Origin of the sequence: Micromonospora sp. WMMD708 (genome assembly GCF_049315245.1) — a bacterium.
Taxonomy (GTDB): Bacteria; Actinomycetota; Actinomycetes; order Mycobacteriales; family Micromonosporaceae; genus Micromonospora; species Micromonospora wenchangensis.
On the sequence record NZ_CP186060.1, the window covers coordinates 5327130 to 5351667 of the forward strand.

Sequence of the window (24538 nt, forward strand, 5' to 3'; positions counted from 1 at the left end):
CCGTCACCAGATCGAGGCATCAGCCCTGGTCACCACACCAGCCACCGCAGACCGTCCAGGGCGATCCGCCCGCTGTCCACACCACGACACTTGCACCACTTGCCGCCCCCATGACCGTCACCTACCGTGAGCCGTCCAGCGCCGCGACAACCACTCCGATCCGGATGGAGGCCGCCGCCGACATGCCCAGCCGCTGGCGGATCACCACCCCCGGCATCGACCCCACCCGAGTACGCGTGGAACACCTGCACGCCGTCGTCTCCGGCTGGTTCGACACCGACACCACACACCACACGCAGGCCAAGCCGTACACGGTCAGTCCGCCCACCCGGCAGACCGACGCCCCCGGGTTCGAGGTGACCCTGCTCGACGACACCCTCACCAACCGGCTGCTGACCCGGGCCGCGCCCGGGGTCCGGCTCCGGCTCGGCGCCCAGCACACACACCTCACCCTCGGCGCCGAACAACTCGCCACCACCGCATGGACCCACCTGGCCGACAGCGACAGCGGCGCGAACGCCTGGTGCCTACGCTTCGTCACCCCCACCACGTTCCGCCGCGGCAACGCCTTCACCCCCTGGCCGGCACCCAACCCGGTCCTCGGCAGCCTGCGCGCCACCTGGCGCCGCTTCGCCCCACCCGACCTACCCGAGATCACCCTCGACCTCTCCACCGACCCGATCTGGGTGACCGACGTCGACGGCACCAACGAGATCCTGCGAATCAACAACCTCACCGTCTCCGGGTTCGTCGGCCGCATCCGCTACACCTGCGACAACCCCGACATCCGCGCCGCCGTGGACCGGCTCATCCGCCTGGCCCCCTACGCCGGAATCGGCGCCCACACCACCCGAGGACTCGGCCAGGTCCGCCCCGAACCGACCTGGCGACAACCCGGCCGCCCATGACCAGCCCGCTGTACACGACCGCGACCAACCTGGCCGCCCTCACCCGCGCGTGGGAGGACCTGCTCGCCGACGACCACGACGACGGCATGCTCTCCACCGGCACCCGCCGGTTCGCCGCCAACCCCCACGCCCGCCTCACCGACCTCGCCGACCAACTCGCCACCGGCACCTACCAGCCAAAACCACTGGCCCCGGTGACCATCCCGAAGGACGACGGCGACACCCGGCACCTGGCGATCCCGCCGGTCACCGACCGCATCGTGGAGAAAGCCCTCGCCGCAGCCCTCTCCCCGATCATCGACCCGCTACTCGGCCCCGCCGCCTACGCCTACCACCCCGGCCTCGGCGTCACCGACGCCGTCCAGCAGGTCGCCCGGCTCCGCGCCGAAGGCCTCGGCTGGGTCGCACACGCCGACATCGACGACTGCTTCCCCTCAATCGACGTGCCCCGCCTACGACGCCTGCTGTCCACCACGCTCACCGACGCCGACGTCCTCGCCCTGATCGATCTCCTACTCCGCCGCCCCATCGGCGGCGACACCGGACCACGCCCCACCCAGGGCCTGCCGCAAGGCGCACCGCTGTCCCCCTGCTGGCCAACCTCGCCCTACGACACATCGACGACCGGGTCACCGCCGCCGGATTCCCCATGGTCCGCTATGGCGACGACTTCTGCGTCCTGGCCGCCACCCGCACCGACGCACAGGAAGGACTCCACCTCGTGGAACACGCCGCCGCCGAGATCGCATGCGCCTGGGCACCGACAGCAGCGTGATGTCCTTCACCGACGGGTTCTGCTTCCTCGGCGAGGACTTCGGCCCCCGCTACCCACCCGTCCTCGACGACCACCGCATCGTCGAACCCGCCACCCGCACCGTCTACGTCGCCAAACCCGGCGCCTCCGTACGCACCGAAGCCGGCCGACTCATCGTCGAAACCACCGACGACGTCGAACTGCTCAACGTACCCACCGGACACGTCGAACGACTCGTCCTGTTCGGCCCGGTCGGGCTCAGCGCCGGCGCCCGCTCCTGGGCCCTGGCCAGCGACGTCGAGGTCATCATCGCGTCCCGCCGTGGCCACTACCTCGGGCAACTCAGCTCAGGCTCCACCCGACGGGTCACCCGACTCCGCGCCCAACTCGCCTGCGCCGACGACCCGGACCGGGCCATCCCGTTCGGCCGCGCCGCCATCGACGCGAAGATCCGCAAACAGATCGTCCTCATCCAGCGGATCACCCGCCGCGACAACCACGAAGACCTCGCCGCCAGCGTCGACGCGATGCGCCGCATGCTGGCCCTACTACCCGACGCCGCCACCCGAGACGAAATCATGGGCGTAGAAGGCGCCGCCGCCCGCGCCTACTTCACCGCGCTGAGCCTCGCCGTCCCCGAACCCCTCCGATTCACCGGCCGAAGCCGACGCCCACCCCTGGACCTCGTCAACGCCGCCCTCTCCTACGGCTACACCCTGCTGACCGGCGAAGCCGTCGCCGCCCTGACCGCCGCCGGCCTCGACCCCGCCATCGGACTCCTCCACACCGACACCGACCGCCGCCCCAGCCTCGCCCTCGACCTCATCGAGGAATTCCGCCCCCTCGTCGTCGACCAAGCCGTCACCACCCTGGCCCGCGCCAACCAACTCCGCCCCGAACACGCCCGCACCGAAGAAGGCCGCGCCGGCATCCTGCTCACCGAAGCCGGCCGCGCCGCCCTCATCGACGCCTACGAACGCCGCATGCTCCACACCACCCGAGGAGCGCTCCCCGGCTTCACCGGCAGCCTCCGCCGCCACCTCCACCGCCAAGCCCAACGCCTCGCCGCCCACATCGACCACGGCACCCCGTGGACCGGCCTATCATGGCGGTGATCCACCATGCCCACCGTCCTCATCACCTATGACATCTCCACCGACACCACCCGCGCCCGCGCCGCCGCCACCATCCAAACCTGGGGCGACCGCATCCAACGCAGCGTCTTCGTCTGCACCCTCGACGCCAACGACCTCCACGACCTCACCGAACAACTCCGCCAACTCGTCAACCCCCGCACCGACTCCATCCACATCGTCCCCCTCTGCGGAACCTGCTGGAACGGCATCACCACGATCGGCCAAGCCACCGTCCAACCCGATACCCTCTACTGGGCAGTCCCATAGAAACCGCCAAAAGCACTAGGCAACAGGCGATCCGGACCTGGGTAGCCGATCAAGTCTCCACATCGCCCCCTATGCAGCCATCCCTACCAGCACAAACGCACGAAATGCATTGACATTCGCCGGTCCAACTGCCGCCGCACGCCAGGTGGTATGCAGCGGCGCGGCAAACAACCTGGTCACACCCCTCGCACAAGGGCCAGGGTCCTGAACCACGTCACGCCAAAGGGCGTATGGAAACTGCTCCTCCTCGGTCGCGAGGCGGTTGTCCGTCCCGGCGTGTCCTGAACCACGTCACGCCAAAGGGCGTATGGAAACAGCCGCTCAGGCGCTTCAGCATTTCGAAGTACGTCCTGAACCACGTCACGCCAAAGGGCGTATGGAAACCTTGCGGTGACGGATGCGGAGCACACCGTTGCGGGTCGTCCTGAACCACGTCACGCGAAAGGGCGTATGGAAACATCCACGGGTCCAGTCGGCGTCGCACCTGGCGTTGTCCTGAATCACGTCACGCCGAAGGGCGTATGGAAACTCCGGGTCGGTGGTGAGGACGATCGTCCCGTCGTCGTCCTGAACCACGTCACGCCAAAGAGCGTATGGAAACTCACCCTCGGGGATGTAGCGCAACCCGTTGGGCAACGGGTCCTGAACCACGTCACGCCAGAGGGCGCATTGAACCGCCGGTGCGCCGCCAGCCCCGCGATGCCAGCGCCGAAGTCTCGCTACACCGAGCGGCGGGAGGACGCCTCGAGAGCCGGCCGGTTGAGCTCATCGGAGACCACGGCGATCAGCGCTGCGGTGCGGTCGACGCCGCACACGCACACGCACACGCAAGATCCGATCACATCGTACGAGGCGAACTACAGGGATCATCGAATCCCTGGGCACCTCGACTTCCAGGTCGGACGGCTCCACTCGGGCGGCACGCGGAAGAGTTTTCGGGGGGCGACTCAAATCTTCATCGATACAAAAGATGCCCTGACCAGCGTCTCCGCTGGTCAGGGCATCGTGCCGAGCCGCCTGACGGAATCGAACCGTCGACCTACGCTCACCGAAAGTTACGTCTACTGCCTTATCGTCGATCGCCAAGAACCGTCATTGAACTGCAATTATGTGTGCATCGACTAGCCAGTGTTTGTCGCTCACCGCGAACCTTCGGCAGGGGTTTTCGGGGGGTAAACGGGGGCCGCCCGCCACTGTCATGAGCCAGCTGGCTACGTCAACGTAGCGAACCCGACCGCCGCCCTGATGATGTCCGCTCGGTCTGCCGAGTCAGAGCCTCGAAGAGCGACGGCAGCTACGATGACTGCACCGGCCGCTGGTACGCCGACCACGATGAGGGTGGCCCAGGGGAACGGGTTTGACTGCACAGTTGGGCTCTCCACAACGGTCTCCTACGGTTCTTGACCGAGCTGGAGACGCGCAGGACTCAGCTCGACCGCCTATGGGCCAATTGCTGAGGTCCTGCTCCGACTAGCAGAAGCCCTCTACTGCTCTAACACACGCGCTCTATATAGGTACCGCAACGTATTCGACTCGTGTTCCCGCCTGGTAAATTTATAGGCGGCTCATCCGGTAGCCGGATCCGGAGCTCGCCGTGAAGCATCGCCAGACGGTCAGACGCCACCCCGAGGGGTGGACACTTGTCGGACAGCGTATCCGGTCACCGCAGCCCCTGGGTACCAGGGTTGCGTGAGACCAATGCTCCACAGGTGGAGCCCGCCCCGGGGCGAAGATGATCGATCACGTTGACGCCCAGCACGCTGGACCCATCGGTCGGAACCAGTCCACCGCAGCGGACCTCGTCGACATCGACAAGACGGCCGGTGGCGACCGCCACGAGATCGCCCAAGAAACGAGACTTCACACACGACGGTCAACTCCTGCGATCATGCAGGGATGTTGCCGCCCCCGGGAGCTTCGGGAAGCCCCATCGCCGCCAAGGACTCCTTCGACGTCCCAGTCTTCATACGCTGGTCAAGCCCGGATCTTAAACCGGCACGTCGACCTATGCCCTCGCGGGTTGCCAGCGTATGGCGTCCTTGGCCAGGCGATGGGTCGCAAATCCCGGCCAGCGGCGATTACCTCGTCACCACAACCTGGCGGGATGTTCTCGACGCGGCGCTGTCGGTGGGCAGGGATCCGACAGCATGGCTCACCGCCGTACCGGCACTTGCCTGGTCCGAGATCGTGGCTCGCAGATCGCCGCTGGTCGCTTATCTGTGTCGCAGCGAGATTCTGTCCGCAGGTACGCTTGCCCGGCACATCGTCGAACCGAACGTTATCTACACAAGCGGTACGGAGGACACAGCCCAGTCCGCGTTCGGATATCGCATCGGGATGACGATGGCAGAGTGGGCCTGCCGTGGACTGATGGGCTTGGGGCCGACGCTACACGCGGAGGCTCGGGCCCCACTCGGGCATGGACCTGCGTGGACCCCGTCGCTCGGCCTGCCAGACCTCATCGGATATCACCCCGCGACCGGGCTCCCCTGGATCGTCGAGGCTAAAGGAGGACGCCGGATCGGTCTACCTCGTCTACGCGAAGGCGCGGCGCAGCTCTGCCGGCCCGACCTGATGACGGGGCCACACGTCAAAGTCCTGTGCGGCACCAGCCTCACCGATCGATTGTTCATGACAATCGACGTCGAGAATCATGACCCAGGCATGTCCCTCCGGCCGGGGCAGGCCGAGGCCGCAGAGACCGACCGAATTCTCATGCTGGCGCAGTCACGCATGTTGACATACTTTTCGCTGCGGGCGTTGCCGACGGATTCACTTCGGGTTCTTCCGATCGGCCCGGGTATCGAGGATCGGCGCAGCCGGCGCGGCAGCGCCGCAACGGTCACGCTCCTCGAGGACGACGAGTCCACACAGGTGGAGCGGCAGCAAGCCCGCCAAGATCCGAGCTATCTACAACGACCTGGCGAGCATCGGCTCGACATGCTCACCGGCGCCGTACCCGGCACCGACCTCGTCCTCGGCATGTCCCGGCGCTTGTACGCCGCGTGCGAAGAACTCGCGCGGCAACAGGAGCAGATCGCGGTGATGGTGGACCAGGAAATTCCGCGCCCACGCCGGGACCAGGCTGACGATGTCGCTGATCAGATCAATGCCGCACGGAGGCAGCTACTCTACCAGGAGGTGAGCAGGTCCGAGGCACGATACCGTACGCGCGAAGCGTTCGAATCGGTGCAGAGCCGCAACTGGTGGTCGCTGATCGACCGTCCAGCGCGACTCACCCCAGAACCAGAACAGAATGTGCTGGAAGCGGCGACCGAGGACACCTACCTGGCCTTGGACGCGCGAACCGCCGAGCTAGCGATGCCACGCCGATGACGAGCGGTTGTCGACGAGGACCTCGCGGCCTTGTCATCGATCGTCAAGAACCAGCTTTCGTCTGCACAAACGCAGCTAACCGTCGATCACAACTTGTCGCTATCGGTCAACGCCCAGCACGGGTTTGCGGGGGTAAACGGGGGCGCTATCCCGATCGCTTCAGGCCGCAACCTCGAGAACGGTCTGTGACCTGCCACGGCGAGCCGCTCGTATGTCGAGGACGCCGTCGCAGCGGTGCACGATGAGTAGCAGTGGCTGGAGATAGGCACGGGATGCCTCTCGGATGGATATAAGGTCCTGCACGCTTGCCCCACACGGCGCAGGGTGGCTGTGCCAGTCGCCGACATAACCCATCCAGGGGTGCCCGAGAGTGGCAATCGCCCAGTCGAGGGCCTGCTGGGCAAGGTTCTCGCGCCGGATCCACGAGGTGCCGGAGGCGGCCGGATCCACTACCTCGACGGCAGAACGGACGATCACCCTGTCGCTGTCCCACCACCCAAGAAGCAGACCGCCGGCCTCCAGCGGTGCGGCACGTCCGGCCGCTTCGTTGATGGTCTGACGAGCGTCAGAGTGAATCACCACTGGAACTGGGCCGGTCACAACGCCACCGGGACGGAAACGGCATCTGGCGTGAGCAGACCGAGCCGGTCGAAGGGCGGATCAGGCTGCGACCGGCGAACGTCGGCCATAGTCGCCGGCAGGGCGCATTGGTGGGTTGCCTCGTCGATGATCATCCGGCAGGCGAGCTCGGCGGCGGCGATGACCGCCGCTGGTGGCGTCCGCGAGACAGGTTCACCGCACCCGGCCTCCCGCACTCCTGCGCGGACTGGTTCGCTGGCCAGGGCCGGTAGGTGTTGCTCTGCACGACGCAGGGGGAAACGGTCAGCCCTGATGATGTCGCCCTCACGCTGCACACAGGCGGAGATGACTGTGTGACCGGTCCACGCGCCGACGATGGCAGCGGCCGTCGCGAGCAGGCTGCTGGCGCCGGCGTGAGCGGTGGCGTCGAGCACTACGTTGTGGGTCTTGACCAGCTCGACGGCGTCGCCCAGCCGGGTGAGGTCCCGGTTCCGCCACTCCACCTCGCCAACGTCGAACCCCGTGGCCGCCAGCCGGTCCATGACAGCGGTGACCTTGTACTTCCCGACGTCGCTACTGCCGGCGAGGTGCCGCACGACGTTGCCGGGACGCAGACGCTCACCGTCGATCAGAGTTAGACGGCGGACGCCGGAGCGGAACAGGAAGTCGGCGGCGAAAGACCCGAGCGCGCCGGCACCGACCACGGCTATCCGAACATTAGCCAGTTCCACAGCGGTGTTGCCCGCGCGTATCGACCGGGTGGCCAGGCTGGTGTCGGCGCTTTCGCAGGCTGTGATCGACGGAACGGGGCCGCCACGTTGTACGGCGACAGCCAGGGCCGCCTGATGGTCGTTGCGGGAGTACCGCAGCAGGAGGTAGCCGACGGCACCGAGCGCGATCAGACGAGTGACTTCCTCGGCACGTCCGAGAGCCTGCGCGAGATCGGCCCATTCCCGAGGTGGGGAGCTGACCTCCCCGAGATCATCGACCCACGCGAGTCTACGGTCCTTCGGATGTAGCTGCTGAGGTCCTCTCGGAGCGATGACCCCCGGCCGCCGGCTGCCGGTCACCTCGATGGTGCGCGGTGTGGGCCCCGGTGCTGTCTTGTAGAGCCCGGTTTTCCCGGTGAGCACGTCGGCGTCGTAGAGCACGAAAGTGTCGGCGTCCTGCACCAGGTACCGCTCGAGGTCGCAGACATCGTCGTCCGGCCAGCCTGCGGCCGTCTGTTCCAGCCAGTTACGTACCCGAGCCAGCAGAACCTGGGGTTCGCGCCATGGTGCCGCGTCGACCGGATGGGCGCTGCCGTCCCAGAGGCAAAGGTTGCCGTGAAGCCCCGGCAGGGCAGGCCGGTCGATGTGGAAGGTCAGCTCCATCGTTGTTCCGGGATCGAGCACCCGAACCGCTGGCGCGGCGAACGGAAACCGATCGGTCAGCTCCACCTCGATGCGGGCATGGACGAGGCCGTGGACCGGGTGCTGCCACGCCAGGTCGCCGCGTAGCCGATGCCCGTCGTCACCGAAGCCGAGTTCCCCGAGGCGCGCGCGCCAGGAGTCGGCTTCGGCAACGAGGCCGCTCTGCCAGGAACTGCTCATGCGTAGCGGCCGCTCCCGGCCGGAACGGTGGACGCTCCCCGGGTCACCGCCGACGCCTGCTTCCTTGTGCCATCGGCGTTGCAGTACTCCGGCAGCGGGAAGACGTGCTCCTCGGTCGTGGTGTTCTTGGTCGTGCCGAGCAGCTCACGCCACTTCACTGCGGCCGGGCAGTCCTCCGCGTCCAGGGCGTCTTCGGCCAGCGTCGCCGCCTCGGCGATCCGCTCGGCTGCGGCAGCCAACTGCTCCGCCGTGGCCTTAGTCTTGATCTTCTTGCCGTCCAGCGTCGGGTCGTCGAGGCCCTCGTCGGCGACGTCCACGAGCAGGTCAGCTATCTCGCGGAGCACGACGGTCAGGTACCCGGCGTACGTCGTCTCGTCCGGCTTGACGTTACTGAAGGCGTGATACGTGAGAACCTCGAAGAAGTAGCCGCCGGGTTGGTCATCGACCCAGACCCGGCGGATCTGACGGACGAGCTTGACCACGGGGACGTAGACCCCGCTTCCGGGATCGTCGTCGTAGAGCAGGTATTCCTTGTTTGCCTGCGTCGTCAGCTCGGCCATCTTGGTGGGGTTGGTCTCGACCCACCGGGCATTCCCGTCGTCCTCGATCTTCTCCGGGATCTCCCAGTGATCCCCGCACGGCCGGGCGATGACCACATCGACGGACAGATCGTAGTCCGGGAAGTCCACCATCACGGACCGGTGCTGGCGCGTGACCCGGCCGGGGAACGCCGCCTCCAGAACAGCCTCGACGTGGTCGAGGATCTTGCCGGGGCGCAGGTCTTTGCCCGCCTTGCTCAGCCGGACGAACACGTCGACGTCCTTGACCCGGCGTATCGACACGTGCCGGCCGTAGGAGCCGATCAGCAACGGGTCGACCCCGAGCTTCACCAGGAGGTCGTCCGCCTCTAGCGCCGCCGTAACCTCGGTATGGGCCGACTGGGCGTTCTTGGCGTCCTCGGTCGGCTCGATGTTGCTCAGTGCCGTCTTGAAGTGGGTGGCCAGCGTGGCCATGTGCTCTCCGTTCCCTGGGCTGGCAGATGCGCCTGGTACGACCGCCGAGGGGGTGAGGTCACGGTCGGTTTCTACGGCGCTGTGGGCGGTACCCGGATTCCCGAAAGAGCCAAGCACCGACGAGACGGTACGGCGCGAGTACGACAACCTCGTCCCGCCAGCAGGACCGGCTGCCAGACTTGGGCGTACCAGCGGAACGCCACGTCAGCCGTTCGGGGGAGCAGGGAACGCTTCATACACGTTCGCAACAGGGTTGAAGGTGTACGCCGTCCACTGCCCGGGGGTCGGCGCAGCCAGCCGGGCACCGAGCGCCACAGCGATCGCCACCGGCCCGCTCAGAAAGAGCGCGTGATGACCCGTGCGCGCCTCGGCCGGCAACGGCGCGGCATCCCACGCGTCGCACGTCTGCGAGATGACCCCATTGAACGTCTTCATGTCCTGCTTCAGCAGCCGGTTCTCGTTGCGAAGCAGCAGCAGCCACCCGATGCCGCGCTCACGACACGCCTTCACCACCGCGTCCCGGAACTGATCCCCGCGATTCTGCAGATCGAGCGCGAGCGCCACCTTCGTCATGTCGCCGCCATCGACCGCCTCCAGCCGCTCCACCGTGAGCGGGGCGGCCTTCACGTCCACCGCCCGCAGCGACGTCGCCGCGAAGAACGCCGGAGACCCCGTGTCCTGCCGAAGCTCATGCACGGCGACATGCTGGGCGTGCGTGTACCCCAGCCGCGCACCCAACCAGAACGCCACATGCAGCGGCATCGTGGGGATCACATTGACGTGGGCCGCGTCCGGAGCGAGCCGCTCCGCAATCGTCGTGGCCCGTAGCGTCTCCTCTGCCAGGAGATCAACCAGTTCACGATCACGAACGGGATCACCCGACAACTCGATCTCTGCCTTCAGCGTCACCGCCGCTGAACCCTGGCTGAATCGCTCCGCCTGCTGATTCCGCTGCTCGGCACGGGCCAGACCGCGATGGACATCCACTGCATTCACGATGATCCCAACCCGCAGCCCCATCCGAGCCCGGTGTCGCAGCCAGAAGCCGACCGCCACGACGATCAGACCCACAATGACGGCCACCACGAACCCCACCCGGCCCGGCTTCTCACCGGTCATCAGAGACTTGCCCGCCTCCGTCAAGAACGTTCCGGCGATCAAGCCCCCCACCGCGATGACAGCCGACCCATCGGCCACCAACGCACGCAAGCCCTGCGCACCGACGGGCTGCTCGCCCGCGCCCACCACCGTCAAACGCGGTGCATCGAAACGCTCCACGGTTGTCACGAGACCACCACCGTCACAAGAAGAAGCCGCCCTCATCTTGGCGGAATACGTCAGAGACCAGGACCGGCAGGTGCCTCGACAGCCTAGGACATGATGGAACTGACGCCGTCCGTCCGGCACCGCCGCAGCAGCTGCTCACCGACGTAGCTCTTGGCCGTGACATCCGGAAGGCGCTTGCTGAGTGACCCGCACCGCAACACGTCCGAGAATCACGGTGACCAGAGACGAGGGAGACGCGGTAGGTCACACCGCGCCGGCTGCTCGCCGATCTCGCCGACACGACCGGCCTGGACAGAGCATTCAACCGCTTCCCGGCCGGGCTGCGGCACCGTCGGAGCGGTCATGACCCGTCGAATCGCGGTCGATGTGGCGGCGATACTCACTGACGGCGACGAAGCCATCACCGACCTTGCGGTACTGCGCAACTAGGCCGACCTGTTCGGGTCGATCACGTCCGACCCGACCGCTTGGCGGCTGTTACCACAGCTCGCCGAAACGAGGCTGGCCGACCTGAGGGCTGCTCGCGACCAGGCGCGTGAGATCACCTCCGCCCAGCACGCCGAGGTCCACGGTGACCGCGGGCCGGCAAGTCGCCCGCCTAGTCCTGGCCACCGACGCCACTACCGTGCTCTGCCACACGGAGAAGGAGCCCGCAACTCGGACCTGGAAGAAGACCTGTCCTCACTCCATGCGCCGGTCGAGTGCGCCGTACGCCCACGCTGCCGCCTCGCTGGCGCTGGTCGCTGCCGCAGGGTCCCCGCAGCGATGGGTGACGGTAGAGTCGCGTACCTCTGGGTGCTCCTTCCCGGCGGGCGGGCGGCCCGCCGACAACTGTGACGGGATTCGAAGCGCAGTGACGACGACCACGACCGTGCACGACGTCATCAAGGCGATCCGCGACCGCTCATCGAGCAATCGTGATCGTGGCACCGGCTTCGAGGAGTTGATGCTCCAGTACCTGAGTACAGACCCGCAGTGGACCGAGCAGTTCAGCCGGGTATGGATGTGGGCCGACTGGCCGGGGACGGCACACGACAAGCGCGATGTCGGCATCGACCTGGTCGCGCAGGACCGCGAGACGGGTGGTTACTGCGCCATCCAGTGCAAGTTCTACGAGCCGCACCACACCGTTGAGAAGGCGGACGTAGACTCCTTCTTCACCGCCTCCGGCAAGGGTGGCTTCACCCGCCGCATGATTATCTCGACGACCGACAAGTGGAACGTCCACGCTGAGGCGGCGCTAGCCGATCAGCAGGTTCCGGTCACGCGGATCGGGCTCGACGAGATCGCGCAGAGCCCGGTGCAGTGGCACATGCCCACCTTTGACCGCCGTGTCGAGATGACGCTTCGGGCAAAGAAGTCACCGCTCAAGCACCAGCGCGAGGCCATCGACGATGTCTTCGCCCGCTTCGTCGAACACGATCGCGGTAAGTTGATCATGGCGTGCGGGACCGGCAAGACGTTCACTAGCCTAAAGATCGCCGAACGGCTGCAGCGCGACCGCGCGGTCGCTGGGGAGTCAGAGCACACCACCGTGCTGTTCCTGGTTCCCTCCATCGCACTTCTGTCGCAGAGCCTGCGCGAATGGTCGTACGAATCTGAGGTGACGCTGCGCGCGTTCGCGGTGTGCTCGGACGCCAAGGTCGGCAAGCAGCGAGCCAGCACGGGCGACGACAATGACATGGCCACGTATGACTTGGCCCTGCCCGCCACGACCGACGCCGACCGCCTGATCGAGCAGATGGCCAGGGTTGAGGCTGAGTCGGGGCTGACCGTGGTCTTCTCCACCTACCAGTCCATCGGGACCGTGGCGGCGGCCCAGCGCAAGGGCCTGTCCCGCTTTGACCTGATCCTGTGCGACGAGGCCCACCGGACGACCGGTGTCACACTGGCCGGCCATGACGAGTCGTCGTTCGTCCGGGTGCACGACGACGCTTACCTCGGCGGCGAACGCCGCCTCTACATGACCGCAACCCCGCGGATCTACAACGAGGACACTAAGTCCGAGGCAAGGAACGCGGACGCATTGCTGGCCTCGATGGACGACGAAGCCACGTACGGCCCAGAGTTCCACCGGCTGGGCTTCGGGAAAGCCGTCGAGCGGGGCCTGCTCACCGACTACAAGGTCCTCATCCTCACCGTAGACGAAGGCCGGGTCGCCAGGACCCTACAGCAGGGTCTTGCCGGCGGGGACTCTGAACTGAGACTCGACGACGCTGCGAAGATCATCGGCTGCTGGAACGCGATGGCCAAGCGCACCGGCACGTTCGCCGACGGCTCCGGGTTCACCGAGGACGAAGCGCCCATGAAACGGGCCGTCGCGTTCGCCCGCTCAATCGCCGACTCCACGGCAATCGCCAGGCGTTTCACCGAGGTGGTCGACGCCTACGACGACGCCGACGACGACGTGCTGCGCTGCGACGTCGAGCACGTCGACGGCACGTTCAACACGCTGCGGCGCAACAAACTGCTCGACTGGCTCAAGCAGGACCCGGGCCCGGCCAGCGCCCGCATCCTGTCCAACGCCCGCTGTCTCTCCGAGGGCGTGGACGTCCCGAGCCTGGACGCCGTCCTCTTCCTTCACCCCCGCAACTCGGTGGTGGACGTCGTTCAATCCGTCGGGCGGGTCATGCGCCTCGCGCCAGGCAAGAACTACGGCTACATCATCCTGCCGGTCGCCATCCCCGCCGGCATGGCACCGGAGAAAGCGCTCGCCGATAACCAACGCTTCAAGACGGTGTGGCAGGTCCTTCAGGCGCTGCGCGCCCACGACGACCGTTTCAACGCGACCGTCAACCAGATCGAACTGAACAAGAAGAAACCCGACAATAAGATCGGCATCGGCAGCATAGGCCCGGGTGACGAATCGCTCGTAGACCGCGACGGATCGAGCACAGCCGCCAGCGGCGAGGCCGCAAAAGCGAAGGAAGCCCAAAGCGCCAAGCACATCCAGGAAGCGCTCTTCTCCGTCACCGACTGGCGCGAGGCAATCTACGCCCGCATCGTCGACAAGGTCGGCCAGCGGCAGTACTGGGAAGACTGGGCGAGGGATATCGCCCAAATCGCCGACCGCCACGTAACCCGGATCAAGGCCGCGCTGGCCCTCCCCGAGAAGCGAAGCGCCTTCGAGGAGTTCCTCGGCGAACTCCGCGTCAACATCAACCCCGGCGTCAACGAGAGCGACGCCATCGACATGATAGCCCAGCACATCGTCACCAAGCCGGTCTTCGACGCGCTGTTCAAGGACTACGGATTCGCCGAGCACAACCCGGTCTCCAAGGCCATGCAGCGCATGCTCGACATCCTCGACGACCACGGGCTTAACGCCGAGAGCAAGAGGCTCGACGAGTTCTACCAATCGGTGCGCGTACGCGCCGAGGGCATCGACAACCACGAGGGCCGCCAACGCGTAATCGTCGAGTTGTACGACAAGTTCTTCAAGACCGCCCTGCCGAAGACCGCCGACGCCCTCGGCATCGTCTACACGCCTGTCGAGGTCGTCGACTTCATCATCCGCTCGACCGAACAGGCACTGCACAAGCACTTCGGTCGCACACTGTCAGACCAGGGCGTCCAGATCATCGACCCCTTCGTCGGCACCGGCACCTTCCCGGTCCGCCTTCTCCAGTCCGGCTATATCAAGCCAGAAGACCTGCTCCGCAAGTACACGGCTGAACTGCACGCCAACGAAATCGTGCTGCTCGCGTACTACATCGCAGCTGTCAACATCGAGGCCGCGTTCCACGACCTGGTCGACGGCGAATACCGGCCCTTCGAAGGAATCGTGCTGACAGACACCTTCCAACTCGCCGAGGGCACGGCCAAATTGGAAGGGATGGATGTCCTCGAAGGCAACAGCGAACGCGCCAAAAAGCAACAGAAGCAGAACATTACCGTCGTCATCGGCAACCCGCCCTATTCGGTGGGTCAAGACAGCGTCAACGACAACAACCAAAACCTGAAGTACAAGGCCCTCGATGAGCGGATAGAAACGACCTACGGCGCCCAAACGAATGCGACCTCGCGGCGCACGCTATACGACTCGTACATCCGGGCCATCCGGTGGGCTTGTGACCGAATCGAAGACGAAGGTGTTGTCGCGTACGTCTCCAACGGCGGCTACATAGATGGAAATACCTACGACGGGCTGCGTAAGTCCCTGATCGGTGACTTCGACGCTATCTACTGCTACAACCTGCGAGGCAACCAGCGCACAAGCGGCGAGCAGTCCCGCAAAGAGGGCGGCAAGATTTTCGGATCGGGCAGCCGAAACACAGTCGCCATTTTGATTCTGATCAAGGGCGGCAAGACTGCCGGAGGGGATTCGCAATGCCTACTCCACTATCGCGACATCGGTGATTATCTCACTCGCGAAGAAAAGTTGCGTATTATCGGCGGGCAAGACCTCGAAACTGTCGAGTGGCAGGAGATCATACCCAATGCGGAGGGGGACTGGATTAACCAGCGCGATGGCAGCTTCGCAAGCTACCAGGCTTTGGGAGATCGAAACGGCGCTGAGGGCTCTGAGCCCATCTTTGCCACATACTCGCTTGGCCTGGGAACAAATCGGGATGCATGGGTCTACAACTACTCTGAACAGCAGCTGAGCGAGAATGTGGCGTCGACAATCGACTTCTACAACAGCGAGGTGGACCGGTTCGACGAGCATTGCAAGACCAGGGGTATTACTCGACCACAGACATCGGACGCGGAAATGTTCATCGACCGGAATCCGACGAAAATCAGCTGGTCGTCAAGCCTCATCCCTAAGGTTGCACGACGCAAGAAGCTCGCATTCGACCCAAGTCGAGTAGCAACCAGTTCTTATCGCGCCTTCTGTCGCCAGAATCTCTATTTCGATCGGGATCTAAACCATCGCCAGGGCAAGCTCCCCCAAATGTTTCCGAGTCCCATGCATGAAAATTTCGGGTTCTATGTAAACGGATTTCACGCCACTGCGGAATTCGCCCTCTTGGCAGTGAATCTCATCCCGTGTCTCGATCTGTTTGGAAAGGGTGGGTACTTCTTTCCGCGTTATACATACGGCGAATTCGACTCTGGAGACGGGCTTTTCGCCGCCGCAGGTCTAGCGGTCGACTACCAGCGACTGGACAACATAACTGACGCTGCTCTCCTGGACTATCGCCGGCGCTATAGCGACCCGACGATCGTCAAGGACGACATCTTCTACTACACGTATGGATTGCTGCACTCGCCGCAATACCGAGAGAGGTTCACCGCAGACCTGAAGAAGACCCTGCCGCGCATACCGAGGGTCGTCGACTTCTGCGGCTTTGCCGAGGCTGGCCGAAAGCTCGCCGACTTACACATCCGTTATGAGCAGGTCAAGCCGCACCCAGGTATTGTCGAGACAGTCGCGGGAGATGCAACTACCACTCCACTCGACGAACTTTATCGAGTCGGCAAGATGAAGTTTGCTAGAGCCAAAGGTGTGGTGGATCGGTCGACGATCCTTTACAACCACCGCGTGACCCTCAGCAACATCCCCGAGGACGCGTACCGCTATCAACTCGGCCCCCGTTCGGCCATTGAATGGATCATCGATCGGTATCAGGTCAAGACCGACAAAGACTCGGGGATCGTCAACGACCCGAACGCTTGGTCTGACGATGCACGCTACGTGGTGGACCTGATCAAGAGGATCGTGACCGTCAGCCTGGAAACCATGAAGATAGTAGACGCTTTGCCCAATTTGGATTTCTTGGATTAGCGGCACCCAAGGGGGTGCATCATCAATAGAGCATCGCGGCGGGGGCCAACGAGCCCGTCGGGACTGCAGTCAATGGACCGAGCTGCGATGGTGAGCCATCCAGGTGCCACCAGCGGGCACCTAGCAGCGATTTCTACCGCAGCCACCAGATTCCGTGCCGCGCTTGAGGAAGGTGCACTTCGACTAAAGAGCCTTGCCAGCTTCCCGCGCGGTTGTTGCGGGGATGCGTGCGAACTGTTAGGCCAATTTCTCATAAACTCAGGTTCTGGCGAATGGCAATATCGCTCAGGCCAGCGCGACGAACCCTTCCAAACGCATGCTTGGATAACGCAACAGGAGTCTATTCCAGACATCACAGCCGACCAGTTTTCTGACATTTATCAACCGGCGCTGCTCACTCTAGATCATAGCTGGCACTCGATATTCCTTCCAGTCGCCGACCGCCGCGTTGCGAGCCTCAACTGATTCCTCGGACATGACAATGCGGCTGACGCACAGTGGACCTATAGCGAACTGCTGCGACGGGTGGGAAACTATACCAGGGGGCTACAGTCTCGCACTAAGAGCTGACAGTGAGTTGGAGCAACCTTCGGGAATTCCTGAAGGCGTTCGAGTCGCAGAATTGTGCATGGTGTGCGGACCGCGGGATTCGGCAACCGCTACGCGAGCCTCGCCGAGTTCGCTCGTCCGCTGCGCCGACCATGCAGCGAAGTGACACGCAGAGCAAGGGTGGATACTTGATGCCTAAATATCTAAAGGATCTTCCCATCGCGGATCGCGACCGGGAACTCCAGACATTTATCCAGATGCAAGAAATAGCAAATCTCGGCTGGCCAGAAGACGTGGTCAAGCAGTGGCTCTACGACCACGGCGACCATCCCGAGTTTCTCGTTGACTACAAATCCCTCGACCTGAGCCGAATCCGGTGGAATCTTGAGGACGTGGCCGTCGCTGAACTTGAGACGATACCTACCGGGAGTAGCGAACAGGACGCCCTCGATGAATTCGCAAGTAACCATCAGCACTGGCTGAGCCAACGTCCAGAAAGAATCCGGAACGTTTGGGAGTTTCAGGGGACCTGGCTCGTTCCTCCAGTCTTGATTTCTCGCGATCTTCTTCACCCCTTGCGCCGCGGCTTGCAGGTCATCGAGGGTCGGATGCGGATTGGCTTCCTCCAGGGCCGACGAGCTGATGGCTTCTACGTCGCGGATAGACACAAGGCATGGGTAGGGCGCGCTGACAGCTCATCGTGAGCTGCGCGGGTTGCGGCCCCAGCTCGGAGCCATCTGTCGTCATGGAGGGGTGGGGGCGGTGGTGGTGCCATCGCGACAGGAGCCGTTCGGCCGCATCCCCCTGGAAGCGTTCGCCGCCGGTGCCGCGCCGATCGTCACCACCACCGCTGGCGGCCTGGCCGAGCAGGTGACAGACGGGGTCACCGGGTTCACCAGCGAACCAGCCCGCCCTGACGCGCTGGCAGCCGCGATCGATCGGGCGCTGGCCACCACCCCGAAGCAGCGGGATCGGATGCGCCAGGCAGGCCAAAGCCAGCTGAGCTCCCGCTTTGACCACGACGCTGCGGTGGGCCGATTCCTGGGTGAGATCGCGTCGTGGGTTGTCCGCTAGGCCGTGAGACGCATGTGACTTACCTCCACGCCTGGCCGCACCAGCGTCGTGCGGCCGACCTGGGTCCAGCCGCCCCATATGCCGCCACCGTGGTAGGTGCCGAGGCATGAGCATTCGCAGTCGGAATGCTTGGCCTTCTGGCAGTTGGAGTCGCACCGCTCCGTGGTTTTGAACTCCAGGTACAAGTCGACCGCGCCGAACCGGTCGGCAAGGGCGCGGGCAAGGCTCATCAGGTGCGTTCGGGCGATCTCCCACCGGCGCTCGGGGTCGTTCCACCGGGGGCGGGTCCTCTCGCCGAGGGCGTCGTGCAGCCACGCCCGGTTGCTGGGGCTGTAGGGCATCTGGAGGTGCAGGCGGGTTTGGCCGATGCGGCGGTCGATACGGGGAGTCGACATATGAGGTGTCCCTTCACTGGGTTTCACCTCGCATATGTGCCAGGGGTGAGTTCCCCCCGCTTTGATGGAGCGGTGGTTACCTGCTCCCGGCTGGTGCAGGGGTGGTGATATGTGGTTCGGCTGGTTCCGTCTGGCTGTGCCAGGCAGCCTCGTATTCGTGTGGGCTGAGGTAGCCCAGCTCGCGTTGGATGCGTCGGGTGTTGTACCAGCCGTCGATGTAGGCGAAGATCGCGTTCTCGGCCTCGTCGCGGGTCCGCCAGCTCGTGCGGTAGACGAGTTCGATCTTCAGGGTTGACCAGAAGTTCTCCATCAAGGCGTTGTCGTAGCTGTCGCCGACGGAGCCCATCGAGGGCAGGATCCCGTTGTCCTGTAAGCGTTCGGAGAAGCGGAACGACGTGTAGTTCGACCCGCGGTCGCTGTGGTGGATCAACTGGCCGTCGCGGACGTCGCGGGACCAGATGCCGTATTCGAGGGCGGCGAGGATCAGGTCGGTGTCGCATCGGTCGGAGGTCTTCCAGCCGACGATCCGGCGGGAGAACACGTCCCGGACGGCGGCGAGCCAGAACACTCCTTCGCCGCAGGGGATGCGGGTGGCGTCGGCGACCCAGAGCCGGTTCGGTCCGTCGGCGGTGAACTGCCGGTTGACCAGGTCCGGCGCCGGGGTGTGCCGTGGGTCCTGCTTCGTGGAGCCGCCGCGCCAGCCTCGACGCAGGAACGCACCCTGCCAGCCCTGCTGCGCCATCAACCGCTCGACGCGCTTGCGGCCCACGCGGATGTTGTCGCGGCGCAGTTGCCGGTGGACCCGGTCCGCGCCGTAGGTGCGCCCGGAGGTCTCCCAGATCTCGTGGATGTTGGAGATCAGGCCCAGGTCGGCCACGTTCCGGTCGCAGGGCTGCTCGGCCTGCCTGACCCACGCGTAGTAGGTCGAAGCGCCGATGCTGAGGACCCGTAGCAGGAGCGCGACCGCGAACTGGTCACGGTGTTCATCAATGAACCTCATGACCGTCGCCGGGTCGGGTCGAGCTCCGCCGCGAAATACGCGCTCGCGGCCTTCAGGATCTCGTTCGCCCGCCGCAGCTCGGTGACCTCGCGGCGCAGCCGGCGGTTCTCCTCGGCCATCTCACTGGTCGGCCGGTCGTGACGCTCGTCGGCGTCAGCCTCGGCTTGGCGGATCCAGTTCCGCAGCGCCTCGTGATGAACGCCGAGCTGCTCGGCCAGACGCCGGATCACGGGCTTCGGGTCCGACTCGCGGTACAGGCGCACAGCGCGCTGACGTAGCTCATCGGGGTACTTCTTCGGTGCTGCCACGGACGACTTCCTCCCCCACGGCCATCAGACCATGGTCAAGAAGCTCCACGAAAGCGGGGGTGGCTCACGACAAGGCGCACACGTCCATGGCCAACCGAGCACGCCTACGATCCCGCAGCATCCACGCGTGCATCCCGAGCAAGGACGACCAGGATGCCCACCACAAGGCCAAAGGCATCAAAGGCGGACGCTCGCCCGCCTTCGGCCCTGAGGCCTACCGCCTATGTCACGCCGTCGAATGCGGCATCAACCAGCTCAAACAACACGCGCCATGGCTACCAGGTAAGAACAAACTCGCCGTGCGCTACGAAGCCACCCTCACCATCGCCGCCATCAACCAATGGCTCCGCGCCCTTGGAAACACGGCCTAGTCGATCACGGCCGACGGTGCTGTCGGCGACCAAACAGGCAGGGCCCACCTGGTCGCTGCGACGTGAGCGGCGGCAGCCGCCTGTTCGGCTCCCGAGTCGCCCCACCCAAGCAGGAGGGATACATCGGCCACCGACACCAGTCGTCGCCCGAGCAAGCGGCCACCATCCGGGTCCGGGCGGCGCGCGTCGAATCCGACGATCCGCGCTGCCATCCGCAGGAACGCGTGGCCGCCGGCCAGCTCGTGGCCGAGGAGCACCGGGTCGGTCAGGCGTACCTGGGATTCCTCGGCAGCTTCCCGATGCAGGGTGGCGGCTGGGTCGGCGTCGACCAGCTCGGGGCTGCCGCCGGGGAGGTTGTGGCCGTCCGGGGTGTCCTGCACGAGCACTCGCCCGTGGTCATCGAACAACCAGCCGTAGACCTGCACCACCGTAGCGGTTGGTGCTGGCCGGTCAGCGATCCACCGGAAAGGGAGTGTGATGGACATGGCGGCAGGCTAAGGGGTGGGCAGGCGCACGTCCTGGAGGCCCGCCGAACTGATCGCGCGGTGGGCGTGACCCACTGCTCAGGCTCCCTCGGTCTTGAGTATGCCGCTGATGTACGGCTGCGCCGGCCGCTGGAAGCAGGCACCCGATACCCGAGACTCAACGGTGCGGACGTGCTGGAAGTCCTGCCTGCGGTAGTAGTCGTGCAGCCGAGAGTTGGTCGTCCAGGCGTCCAACCGCAGCCACGTCAGCCCGGCCTCGTATGCCCGGCCTCCGGCCCAGTTCAGCATCTCGCCACCCAGCCCCTCGCCGGCATACCGCAGCGGAATCATCATCTTCGCCGCATACAGCGCGTCGGCCGGGTCGTCCTCCGGATACCACAGCGCCTCGGGGTCCCGGTCAGGTTTCCACAAGCTGTCGACGTCGACGTACGCGGTCAGGGTGATCGTGGCGATCGGATCGTTACCGTCCCAGACCATCCATGTCTGCCCGGCGGAGACGGTCGACGCGACGGCGGAGCGCGGTAGGGGGATGGACCACTGCTCCTCGCCCCTCGATGCGAGCCAGGCGGCACGTTCGCGTCGCCAGCTCATGATGACGTCGACATCGCTCAGTCGCGCAGGCGTGATGATCATCTGGGCTCTTCCTCTGGCCGGAACCGAGCGATGATGCTGGCATCGCCGTGAGTGCTGACGATCCGGTTTCGGTCGCCAGCGAACGGGGTCACGGAAACCCGCACCGGCCGCTCCTCGGTGTATCCGGTGCGGATGTAGTGCAGCACCGGAGTGCCGGGCTGCAACCGCAGCAGCGTCGCCTCCTCCGGCGTCGGCATGCGCGAGACGTACTCGTCGTAGTACGCGACCTGCTTGTATCCGCGCTCGGCGAGCAACCTGGTGGTCCCTTGTGGGATGTCCCTCGGCGACAGCAGCTCCGGCACCTTCTCGGCCAGGTCCATGGGGTAGTAGGTGTCCTGCACGGACGATGGCTGCCCGTTGACGAACCGGACGCAGCGGCGCAGTACCGCAGCAGACTCAGGTTCCACCTTCAGCCGTTCGGCAAGTTCCCCTGGCAGAACCTCGATGGTCAGCCGAAACTCCTGCGTCGCCTCGTATCCCTGCTGCTCTACTTCCGATCGCCACGCGTCAGTCTCGGCCGTCGGGCCCGGCATCTCCGCGCGGTGGGCGTGGAAGGTCAGCGTGACCTTCTGACGGACCAGCATGCCGCCGCTGCGGCCCGGCACGCTCTCGACCAGCCCTTCGTGCACGAGTAGCGCGGTGGCGTCGCGGACGGTGTTGCGCGATACGCCGTACTGCTCCTGAAGCTGAGGCTCGGTCGGAAGCCGGTCGCCCACGCGCAGCGCTCCGGAGACGATGCGCTCCCGGAGCTCGTCTGCGATCTGGCGGTACTTCGGCTGCGCCACGCTCTCACCCTCCCTTATTTCGTCCCAACCAATCTAGCGGGATGGCCTTGACTGTGCCCCATCGCACTGCAATGGTTGGTATGATTCCAACGTTATCTACGTTGGGTGATGATCGCCAGGGAGCAGACATGAGCGATGAGGGCAGGCAGGCTACGCCGGTCAGTCTCGAAGCTGGGGACTTCGCGCGGGAGATGGAACGCGTGAATCGTGCGCTCGACAACGTCGGCGTCCTGCTGGCCGGTCTCGACCAGGCCGACAGCGCACGTGCTTTGAGGAACCCGAGCTACTCGCCGCTGCGCACCCTCATCGAGCAGGCCAGAACCTCGGCCGCCCGGGTGACGGAGTACCTGCGGGCACAAGCCCGCGCATGAGCCGGGCGCAGAGACCGCCCCGCGCGGGGCGGTCTCTGCGCCCATCGGTCAGGGTCCGCACCCCGCACCAGGGAGTGCTCGGACGCGAATCTCACACAGGGAGGTGATGGCATTGACCCGCATCAAGTGGTTCGTTCCTCGGGACGGGCAGTCGTACCAGCCGTTCGGTATCGATCGGGAGGGCGCGGCGACGCTCTACGGTCACCGGGGCGGTTGGAGCCGAACCGCAGAGGCCACGGCCCAGGACGTGGCGCGCGACAATCGCCGCTTCTGGGCCAGCCTCAGCCTCCCGACGCAGACTCCCAACCGCCCGAAGCGACGCCGGTGGCGTTGGTGGCCACGCGCATGACCGGCAGCAACCATCCCCCGCCCCGGGTCGACCCCGGCACCCTGCTGCAACTCGACGGCGACGACTGGTCCTTCGGCCGCGACCTCACACCCGGAGTCCACGTCGATGTCGTCCTGGTACGGCTACGCACCGACCTCGCCCATCTCAGTGACGAGTGGATGTGGATCCTCGGCCACCGTCCACAGTGCGAGTACCCGCACGTGGAGCAGCACCCGCCCTGCCTGGAACTACGGGTCCGCATCACCGCGCTGCGTCGTTACGGCCCCGCACGATGACCGGCACCCACGAGAGCGACCACCCCGGCACCCGGTACGACTCGGCCCGCAGGACGGTCCTCGGCCACCTCGGCCGCACCTGCTTCGAGTGCCGCGACGACGGATGCGCACAGCACCGCTGGGCCATCGCGGAGCTGCGTCACCACCCGATCGGCCGTGGCCTCCTCCAACGTCACGGCCTCCTCGACCCCTCCGACGATCCGACCCAGGAAGGCCAGCAGCGGTGAACACCTCCCCCGCCGACGGCGACGAGCACACTCGGCCCGCCCACCACGCACCCGCCCCCGCCCCCGCCCACCGGCCGGCCCGCGCGGTCGCCACCGCACACCGTCAGCCGCCACTGATCGCCAACGACTTCTACTTCCTCGCCCACCACGATCAGACCGGCCAGCCCCGCCTGTTCCCCGCCGCGATCTCCCTCGGGCTGGCAGCCGGACTGCTCATGGAGTTGCACTACGCCGGCCGAATCAGCTTCTCCCAGGGCGCGGTCCACGTCTGGCGCGACGGCCCCACCCCGGCGGACTGGCTACAACACAAGATCCTCGACCGGATGCTCACCGAGCCCCAGCAGGCCCCCGTCCGGCAGTGGCTGTCGTACCTCGCCACCACCGCCGAGGAACAGGTCGCCCAGCGTATGACCCAGGCCGGTCTGCTCCGGGAGCAGACGACCGGCCCGAGGTGGCGACGGCGCACCGTCTACGTACCCACGGACATCAACACCGCCGCCTGGCCCTGGGCCCGACTGTCCCAACAGCTCCGCAACCGCCGCGATCTCTTCGAGCACGACGTCCTCCTCGCCGGCCTGGTCCTGCGCACCCAACTGGACATGGCGCTGCTCGACGGAGCCTCCTGGCTCGCCCGTGACTACCTGTCCCGCCTGGTCAGGCAGCTCTGGCCGCCCTGGCCGGAACTGCTCGGCGAACTCGGCGCCGCCGTCGGCGCAGCCGTGCTGAGCCACCGCACCTCCTGAGCGTGCGCGAACCATCGCCTGCCGCCGATAGCCGGCAGCACCTCATCGATCTCACGAGACGTTCCATGACCAACGGAGAACCACGCCCACCTCGGGCCTCCACCGATCGAGACCGCCGGCCGCCGGGACAGGTGGGCGTCATCGTCGGTGTGCTGGTAGCAGCCGCCGTCGCCGCGGACCTCGCCGCGTGCGCCGCCCTCCTCACCAGGCCGTTCGTGGCGGACTCCACGGCCACGCTGGTTCGCCTGCTCCGGCCGCTGCTCGGGCTGTTCATCGACGCGACGGTCCTCACCGGCGGCGGAACCTAGCCCACCGGCCGAACCCCCTGCCCGCCATCCCGTCGCCGGTTCCTCATCGCCCCCGGGGAGTC

The 24538-nt window shown here is 65.7% G+C and carries 24 protein-coding genes, 2 pseudogenes and 1 CRISPR repeat array; of the genes and pseudogenes, 15 read left to right on the plus strand and 11 right to left on the minus strand.

Going from position 1 to position 24538, the window contains the following annotated elements:
• Positions 1 to 110 precede the first annotated feature (110 nt).
• From cas6 to ACN260_RS23380, 6 genes and pseudogenes are all read left to right on the plus strand, one after another.
• Positions 111 to 908 carry a CRISPR system precrRNA processing endoribonuclease RAMP protein Cas6 gene (gene cas6, locus ACN260_RS23355; RefSeq protein WP_422753059.1) on the plus strand — a complete coding sequence of 266 codons (798 nt, stop codon included), beginning with the start codon at positions 111 to 113 and terminating at the stop codon, positions 906 to 908.
• 86 nt (positions 909 to 994) lie between these two features.
• Positions 995 to 1441 (plus strand): annotated as a pseudogene (locus ACN260_RS23360) (reverse transcriptase domain-containing protein); the annotation flags it as partial.
• Positions 1442 to 1557: 116 nt separating this feature from the next.
• Positions 1558 to 1683 (plus strand): hypothetical protein, encoded by a 126-nt coding sequence (locus tag ACN260_RS23365; protein WP_422753060.1) that lies wholly within the window; start codon positions 1558 to 1560, stop codon positions 1681 to 1683.
• Positions 1656 to 2777 carry a CRISPR-associated endonuclease Cas1 gene (gene cas1 / locus ACN260_RS23370; protein ID WP_422753061.1) on the plus strand — a complete coding sequence of 374 codons (1122 nt, stop codon included), beginning with the start codon at positions 1656 to 1658 and terminating at the stop codon, positions 2775 to 2777. Before ACN260_RS23365 ends, cas1 begins: the two co-directional genes overlap by 28 nt.
• 6 nt (positions 2778 to 2783) lie before the next feature.
• A complete protein-coding gene (gene cas2 / locus ACN260_RS23375) occupies positions 2784 to 3065 on the plus strand; it encodes a CRISPR-associated endonuclease Cas2 (RefSeq protein ID WP_278136127.1) in 282 nt (93 codons plus the stop codon).
• A gap of 201 nt (positions 3066 to 3266) precedes the next feature.
• A CRISPR array of direct repeats spans positions 3267 to 3741; the repeat unit is 37 nt; unit sequence GTCCTGAACCACGTCACGCCAAAGGGCGTATGGAAAC.
• Positions 3742 to 5072: 1331 nt separating this feature from the next.
• On the plus strand, positions 5073 to 6401 hold the full coding sequence (locus ACN260_RS23380; RefSeq protein ID WP_422753062.1) for a hypothetical protein: 1329 nt from the start codon (positions 5073 to 5075) through the stop codon (positions 6399 to 6401).
• A gap of 159 nt (positions 6402 to 6560) precedes the next feature.
• Here the strand turns inward: ACN260_RS23380 and ACN260_RS23385 are convergent, their stop codons facing one another.
• The 4 genes from ACN260_RS23385 to ACN260_RS23400 form a co-directional block, all read right to left on the minus strand.
• Positions 6561 to 7001, minus strand: a complete 441-nt coding sequence (locus tag ACN260_RS23385) for a Mov34/MPN/PAD-1 family protein (protein ID WP_422753063.1) — start codon at positions 6999 to 7001, stop codon at positions 6561 to 6563.
• On the minus strand, positions 6998 to 8572 hold the full coding sequence (locus ACN260_RS23390) for a ThiF family adenylyltransferase (protein WP_422753064.1): 1575 nt from the start codon (positions 8570 to 8572) through the stop codon (positions 6998 to 7000). The genes ACN260_RS23385 and ACN260_RS23390 overlap by 4 nt, the downstream gene beginning before the upstream one ends.
• On the minus strand, positions 8569 to 9585 hold the full coding sequence (locus ACN260_RS23395; RefSeq protein WP_422753065.1) for an SMODS domain-containing nucleotidyltransferase: 1017 nt from the start codon (positions 9583 to 9585) through the stop codon (positions 8569 to 8571). Before ACN260_RS23395 ends, ACN260_RS23390 begins: the two co-directional genes overlap by 4 nt.
• A 204-nt stretch (positions 9586 to 9789) precedes the next feature.
• The gene (locus ACN260_RS23400) at positions 9790 to 10872 is read right to left on the minus strand and encodes an SAVED domain-containing protein (protein WP_422753066.1); all 1083 of its coding nucleotides are present in this window, start codon (positions 10870 to 10872) and stop codon (positions 9790 to 9792) included.
• A gap of 181 nt (positions 10873 to 11053) precedes the next feature.
• On the opposite strand from ACN260_RS23400, the pseudogene ACN260_RS23405 reads away from it, so the two are divergent.
• A pseudogene (locus ACN260_RS23405) lies at positions 11054 to 11548 on the plus strand (IS1380 family transposase); the annotation flags it as partial.
• 177 nt (positions 11549 to 11725) lie between these two features.
• Positions 11726 to 16603 (plus strand): DEAD/DEAH box helicase, encoded by a 4878-nt coding sequence (locus ACN260_RS23410; protein ID WP_422756805.1) that lies wholly within the window; start codon positions 11726 to 11728, stop codon positions 16601 to 16603.
• 752 nt (positions 16604 to 17355) lie between these two features.
• Here the strand turns inward: ACN260_RS23410 and ACN260_RS23415 are convergent.
• Positions 17356 to 17820: a hypothetical protein gene (locus ACN260_RS23415; protein WP_422753067.1), complete on the minus strand. Its 465-nt coding sequence runs from the start codon at positions 17818 to 17820 to the stop codon at positions 17356 to 17358.
• A 94-nt stretch (positions 17821 to 17914) separates the two neighbouring features.
• Between ACN260_RS23415 and ACN260_RS23420 the strand changes: the two genes are divergently transcribed.
• Positions 17915 to 18226, plus strand: a complete 312-nt coding sequence (locus ACN260_RS23420; protein ID WP_422753068.1) for a glycosyltransferase family 4 protein — start codon at positions 17915 to 17917, stop codon at positions 18224 to 18226.
• Here the strand turns inward: ACN260_RS23420 and ACN260_RS23425 are convergent.
• The 3 genes from ACN260_RS23425 to ACN260_RS23435 form a co-directional block, all read right to left on the minus strand.
• Positions 18223 to 18621 (minus strand): hypothetical protein, encoded by a 399-nt coding sequence (locus ACN260_RS23425; protein ID WP_422753069.1) that lies wholly within the window; start codon positions 18619 to 18621, stop codon positions 18223 to 18225. The two genes, ACN260_RS23420 and ACN260_RS23425, sit on opposite strands and share 4 nt — an antisense overlap.
• A gap of 76 nt (positions 18622 to 18697) precedes the next feature.
• On the minus strand, positions 18698 to 19621 hold the full coding sequence (locus tag ACN260_RS23430) for an IS3 family transposase (protein WP_422753070.1): 924 nt from the start codon (positions 19619 to 19621) through the stop codon (positions 18698 to 18700).
• Positions 19618 to 19929 (minus strand): transposase, encoded by a 312-nt coding sequence (locus ACN260_RS23435; protein ID WP_067308719.1) that lies wholly within the window; start codon positions 19927 to 19929, stop codon positions 19618 to 19620. Before ACN260_RS23435 ends, ACN260_RS23430 begins: the two co-directional genes overlap by 4 nt.
• Positions 19930 to 19988: 59 nt before the next feature.
• Between ACN260_RS23435 and ACN260_RS23440 the strand changes: the two genes are divergently transcribed.
• Positions 19989 to 20300, plus strand: a complete 312-nt coding sequence (locus ACN260_RS23440; RefSeq protein WP_422753071.1) for a hypothetical protein — start codon at positions 19989 to 19991, stop codon at positions 20298 to 20300.
• On the opposite strand, the gene ACN260_RS23445 is transcribed toward ACN260_RS23440, so the two are convergent.
• The 3 genes from ACN260_RS23445 to ACN260_RS23455 form a co-directional block, all read right to left on the minus strand.
• Positions 20297 to 20785: an NUDIX hydrolase gene (locus ACN260_RS23445; protein ID WP_422753072.1), complete on the minus strand. Its 489-nt coding sequence runs from the start codon at positions 20783 to 20785 to the stop codon at positions 20297 to 20299. The two genes, ACN260_RS23440 and ACN260_RS23445, sit on opposite strands and share 4 nt — an antisense overlap.
• 78 nt (positions 20786 to 20863) lie before the next feature.
• Positions 20864 to 21418 (minus strand): GNAT family N-acetyltransferase, encoded by a 555-nt coding sequence (locus ACN260_RS23450; RefSeq protein ID WP_422753073.1) that lies wholly within the window; start codon positions 21416 to 21418, stop codon positions 20864 to 20866.
• Entirely contained in the window at positions 21415 to 22203 is a 789-nt protein-coding gene (locus ACN260_RS23455; protein WP_422753074.1) for a GntR family transcriptional regulator, read from the minus strand. The genes ACN260_RS23450 and ACN260_RS23455 overlap by 4 nt, the downstream gene beginning before the upstream one ends.
• Positions 22204 to 22331: 128 nt before the next feature.
• Between ACN260_RS23455 and ACN260_RS23460 the strand changes: the two genes are divergently transcribed.
• The 5 genes from ACN260_RS23460 (at position 22332) to ACN260_RS23480 (ending at position 24476) form a co-directional block, all read left to right on the plus strand.
• On the plus strand, positions 22332 to 22574 hold the full coding sequence (locus tag ACN260_RS23460) for a hypothetical protein (RefSeq protein WP_422753075.1): 243 nt from the start codon (positions 22332 to 22334) through the stop codon (positions 22572 to 22574).
• 333 nt (positions 22575 to 22907) lie between these two features.
• Positions 22908 to 23198, plus strand: a complete 291-nt coding sequence (locus tag ACN260_RS23465; RefSeq protein ID WP_422753076.1) for a hypothetical protein — start codon at positions 22908 to 22910, stop codon at positions 23196 to 23198.
• The gene (locus tag ACN260_RS23470) at positions 23195 to 23425 is read left to right on the plus strand and encodes a hypothetical protein (RefSeq protein ID WP_422753077.1); all 231 of its coding nucleotides are present in this window, start codon (positions 23195 to 23197) and stop codon (positions 23423 to 23425) included. The genes ACN260_RS23465 and ACN260_RS23470 overlap by 4 nt, the downstream gene beginning before the upstream one ends.
• The gene (locus ACN260_RS23475) at positions 23422 to 24168 is read left to right on the plus strand and encodes a GOLPH3/VPS74 family protein (protein ID WP_422753078.1); all 747 of its coding nucleotides are present in this window, start codon (positions 23422 to 23424) and stop codon (positions 24166 to 24168) included. The genes ACN260_RS23470 and ACN260_RS23475 overlap by 4 nt, the downstream gene beginning before the upstream one ends.
• Positions 24169 to 24299: 131 nt before the next feature.
• On the plus strand, positions 24300 to 24476 hold the full coding sequence (locus ACN260_RS23480; protein WP_422753079.1) for a hypothetical protein: 177 nt from the start codon (positions 24300 to 24302) through the stop codon (positions 24474 to 24476).
• Positions 24477 to 24538 lie beyond the last annotated feature (62 nt).

Excerpts from the sequence above, each read along its gene's own strand:
- ACN260_RS23380 (WP_422753062.1), top strand. The coding sequence starts at position 5,073 with ATGCCCTCGCGGGTTGCCAGCGTATGGCGTCCTTGGCCAGGCGATGGG.
- ACN260_RS23390 (WP_422753064.1), bottom strand. The coding sequence starts at position 8,572 with ATGAGCAGTTCCTGGCAGAGCGGCCTCGTTGCCGAAGCCGACTCCTGG.
- ACN260_RS23395 (WP_422753065.1), bottom strand. The coding sequence starts at position 9,585 with ATGGCCACGCTGGCCACCCACTTCAAGACGGCACTGAGCAACATCGAG.
- ACN260_RS23430 (WP_422753070.1), bottom strand. The coding sequence starts at position 19,621 with ATGAGGTTCATTGATGAACACCGTGACCAGTTCGCGGTCGCGCTCCTG.
- ACN260_RS23425 (WP_422753069.1), bottom strand. The coding sequence starts at position 18,621 with ATGTCGACTCCCCGTATCGACCGCCGCATCGGCCAAACCCGCCTGCAC.
- cas1 (WP_422753061.1), top strand. The coding sequence starts at position 1,656 with ATGCGCCTGGGCACCGACAGCAGCGTGATGTCCTTCACCGACGGGTTC.
- cas6 (WP_422753059.1), top strand. The coding sequence starts at position 111 with ATGACCGTCACCTACCGTGAGCCGTCCAGCGCCGCGACAACCACTCCG.
- ACN260_RS23470 (WP_422753077.1), top strand. The coding sequence starts at position 23,195 with ATGACCGGCACCCACGAGAGCGACCACCCCGGCACCCGGTACGACTCG.
- cas2 (WP_278136127.1), top strand. The coding sequence starts at position 2,784 with ATGCCCACCGTCCTCATCACCTATGACATCTCCACCGACACCACCCGC.
- ACN260_RS23445 (WP_422753072.1), bottom strand. The coding sequence starts at position 20,785 with ATGTCCATCACACTCCCTTTCCGGTGGATCGCTGACCGGCCAGCACCA.
- ACN260_RS23365 (WP_422753060.1), top strand. The coding sequence starts at position 1,558 with ATGGTCCGCTATGGCGACGACTTCTGCGTCCTGGCCGCCACCCGCACC.
- ACN260_RS23450 (WP_422753073.1), bottom strand. The coding sequence starts at position 21,418 with ATGATCATCACGCCTGCGCGACTGAGCGATGTCGACGTCATCATGAGC.
- ACN260_RS23460 (WP_422753075.1), top strand. The coding sequence starts at position 22,332 with ATGAGCGATGAGGGCAGGCAGGCTACGCCGGTCAGTCTCGAAGCTGGG.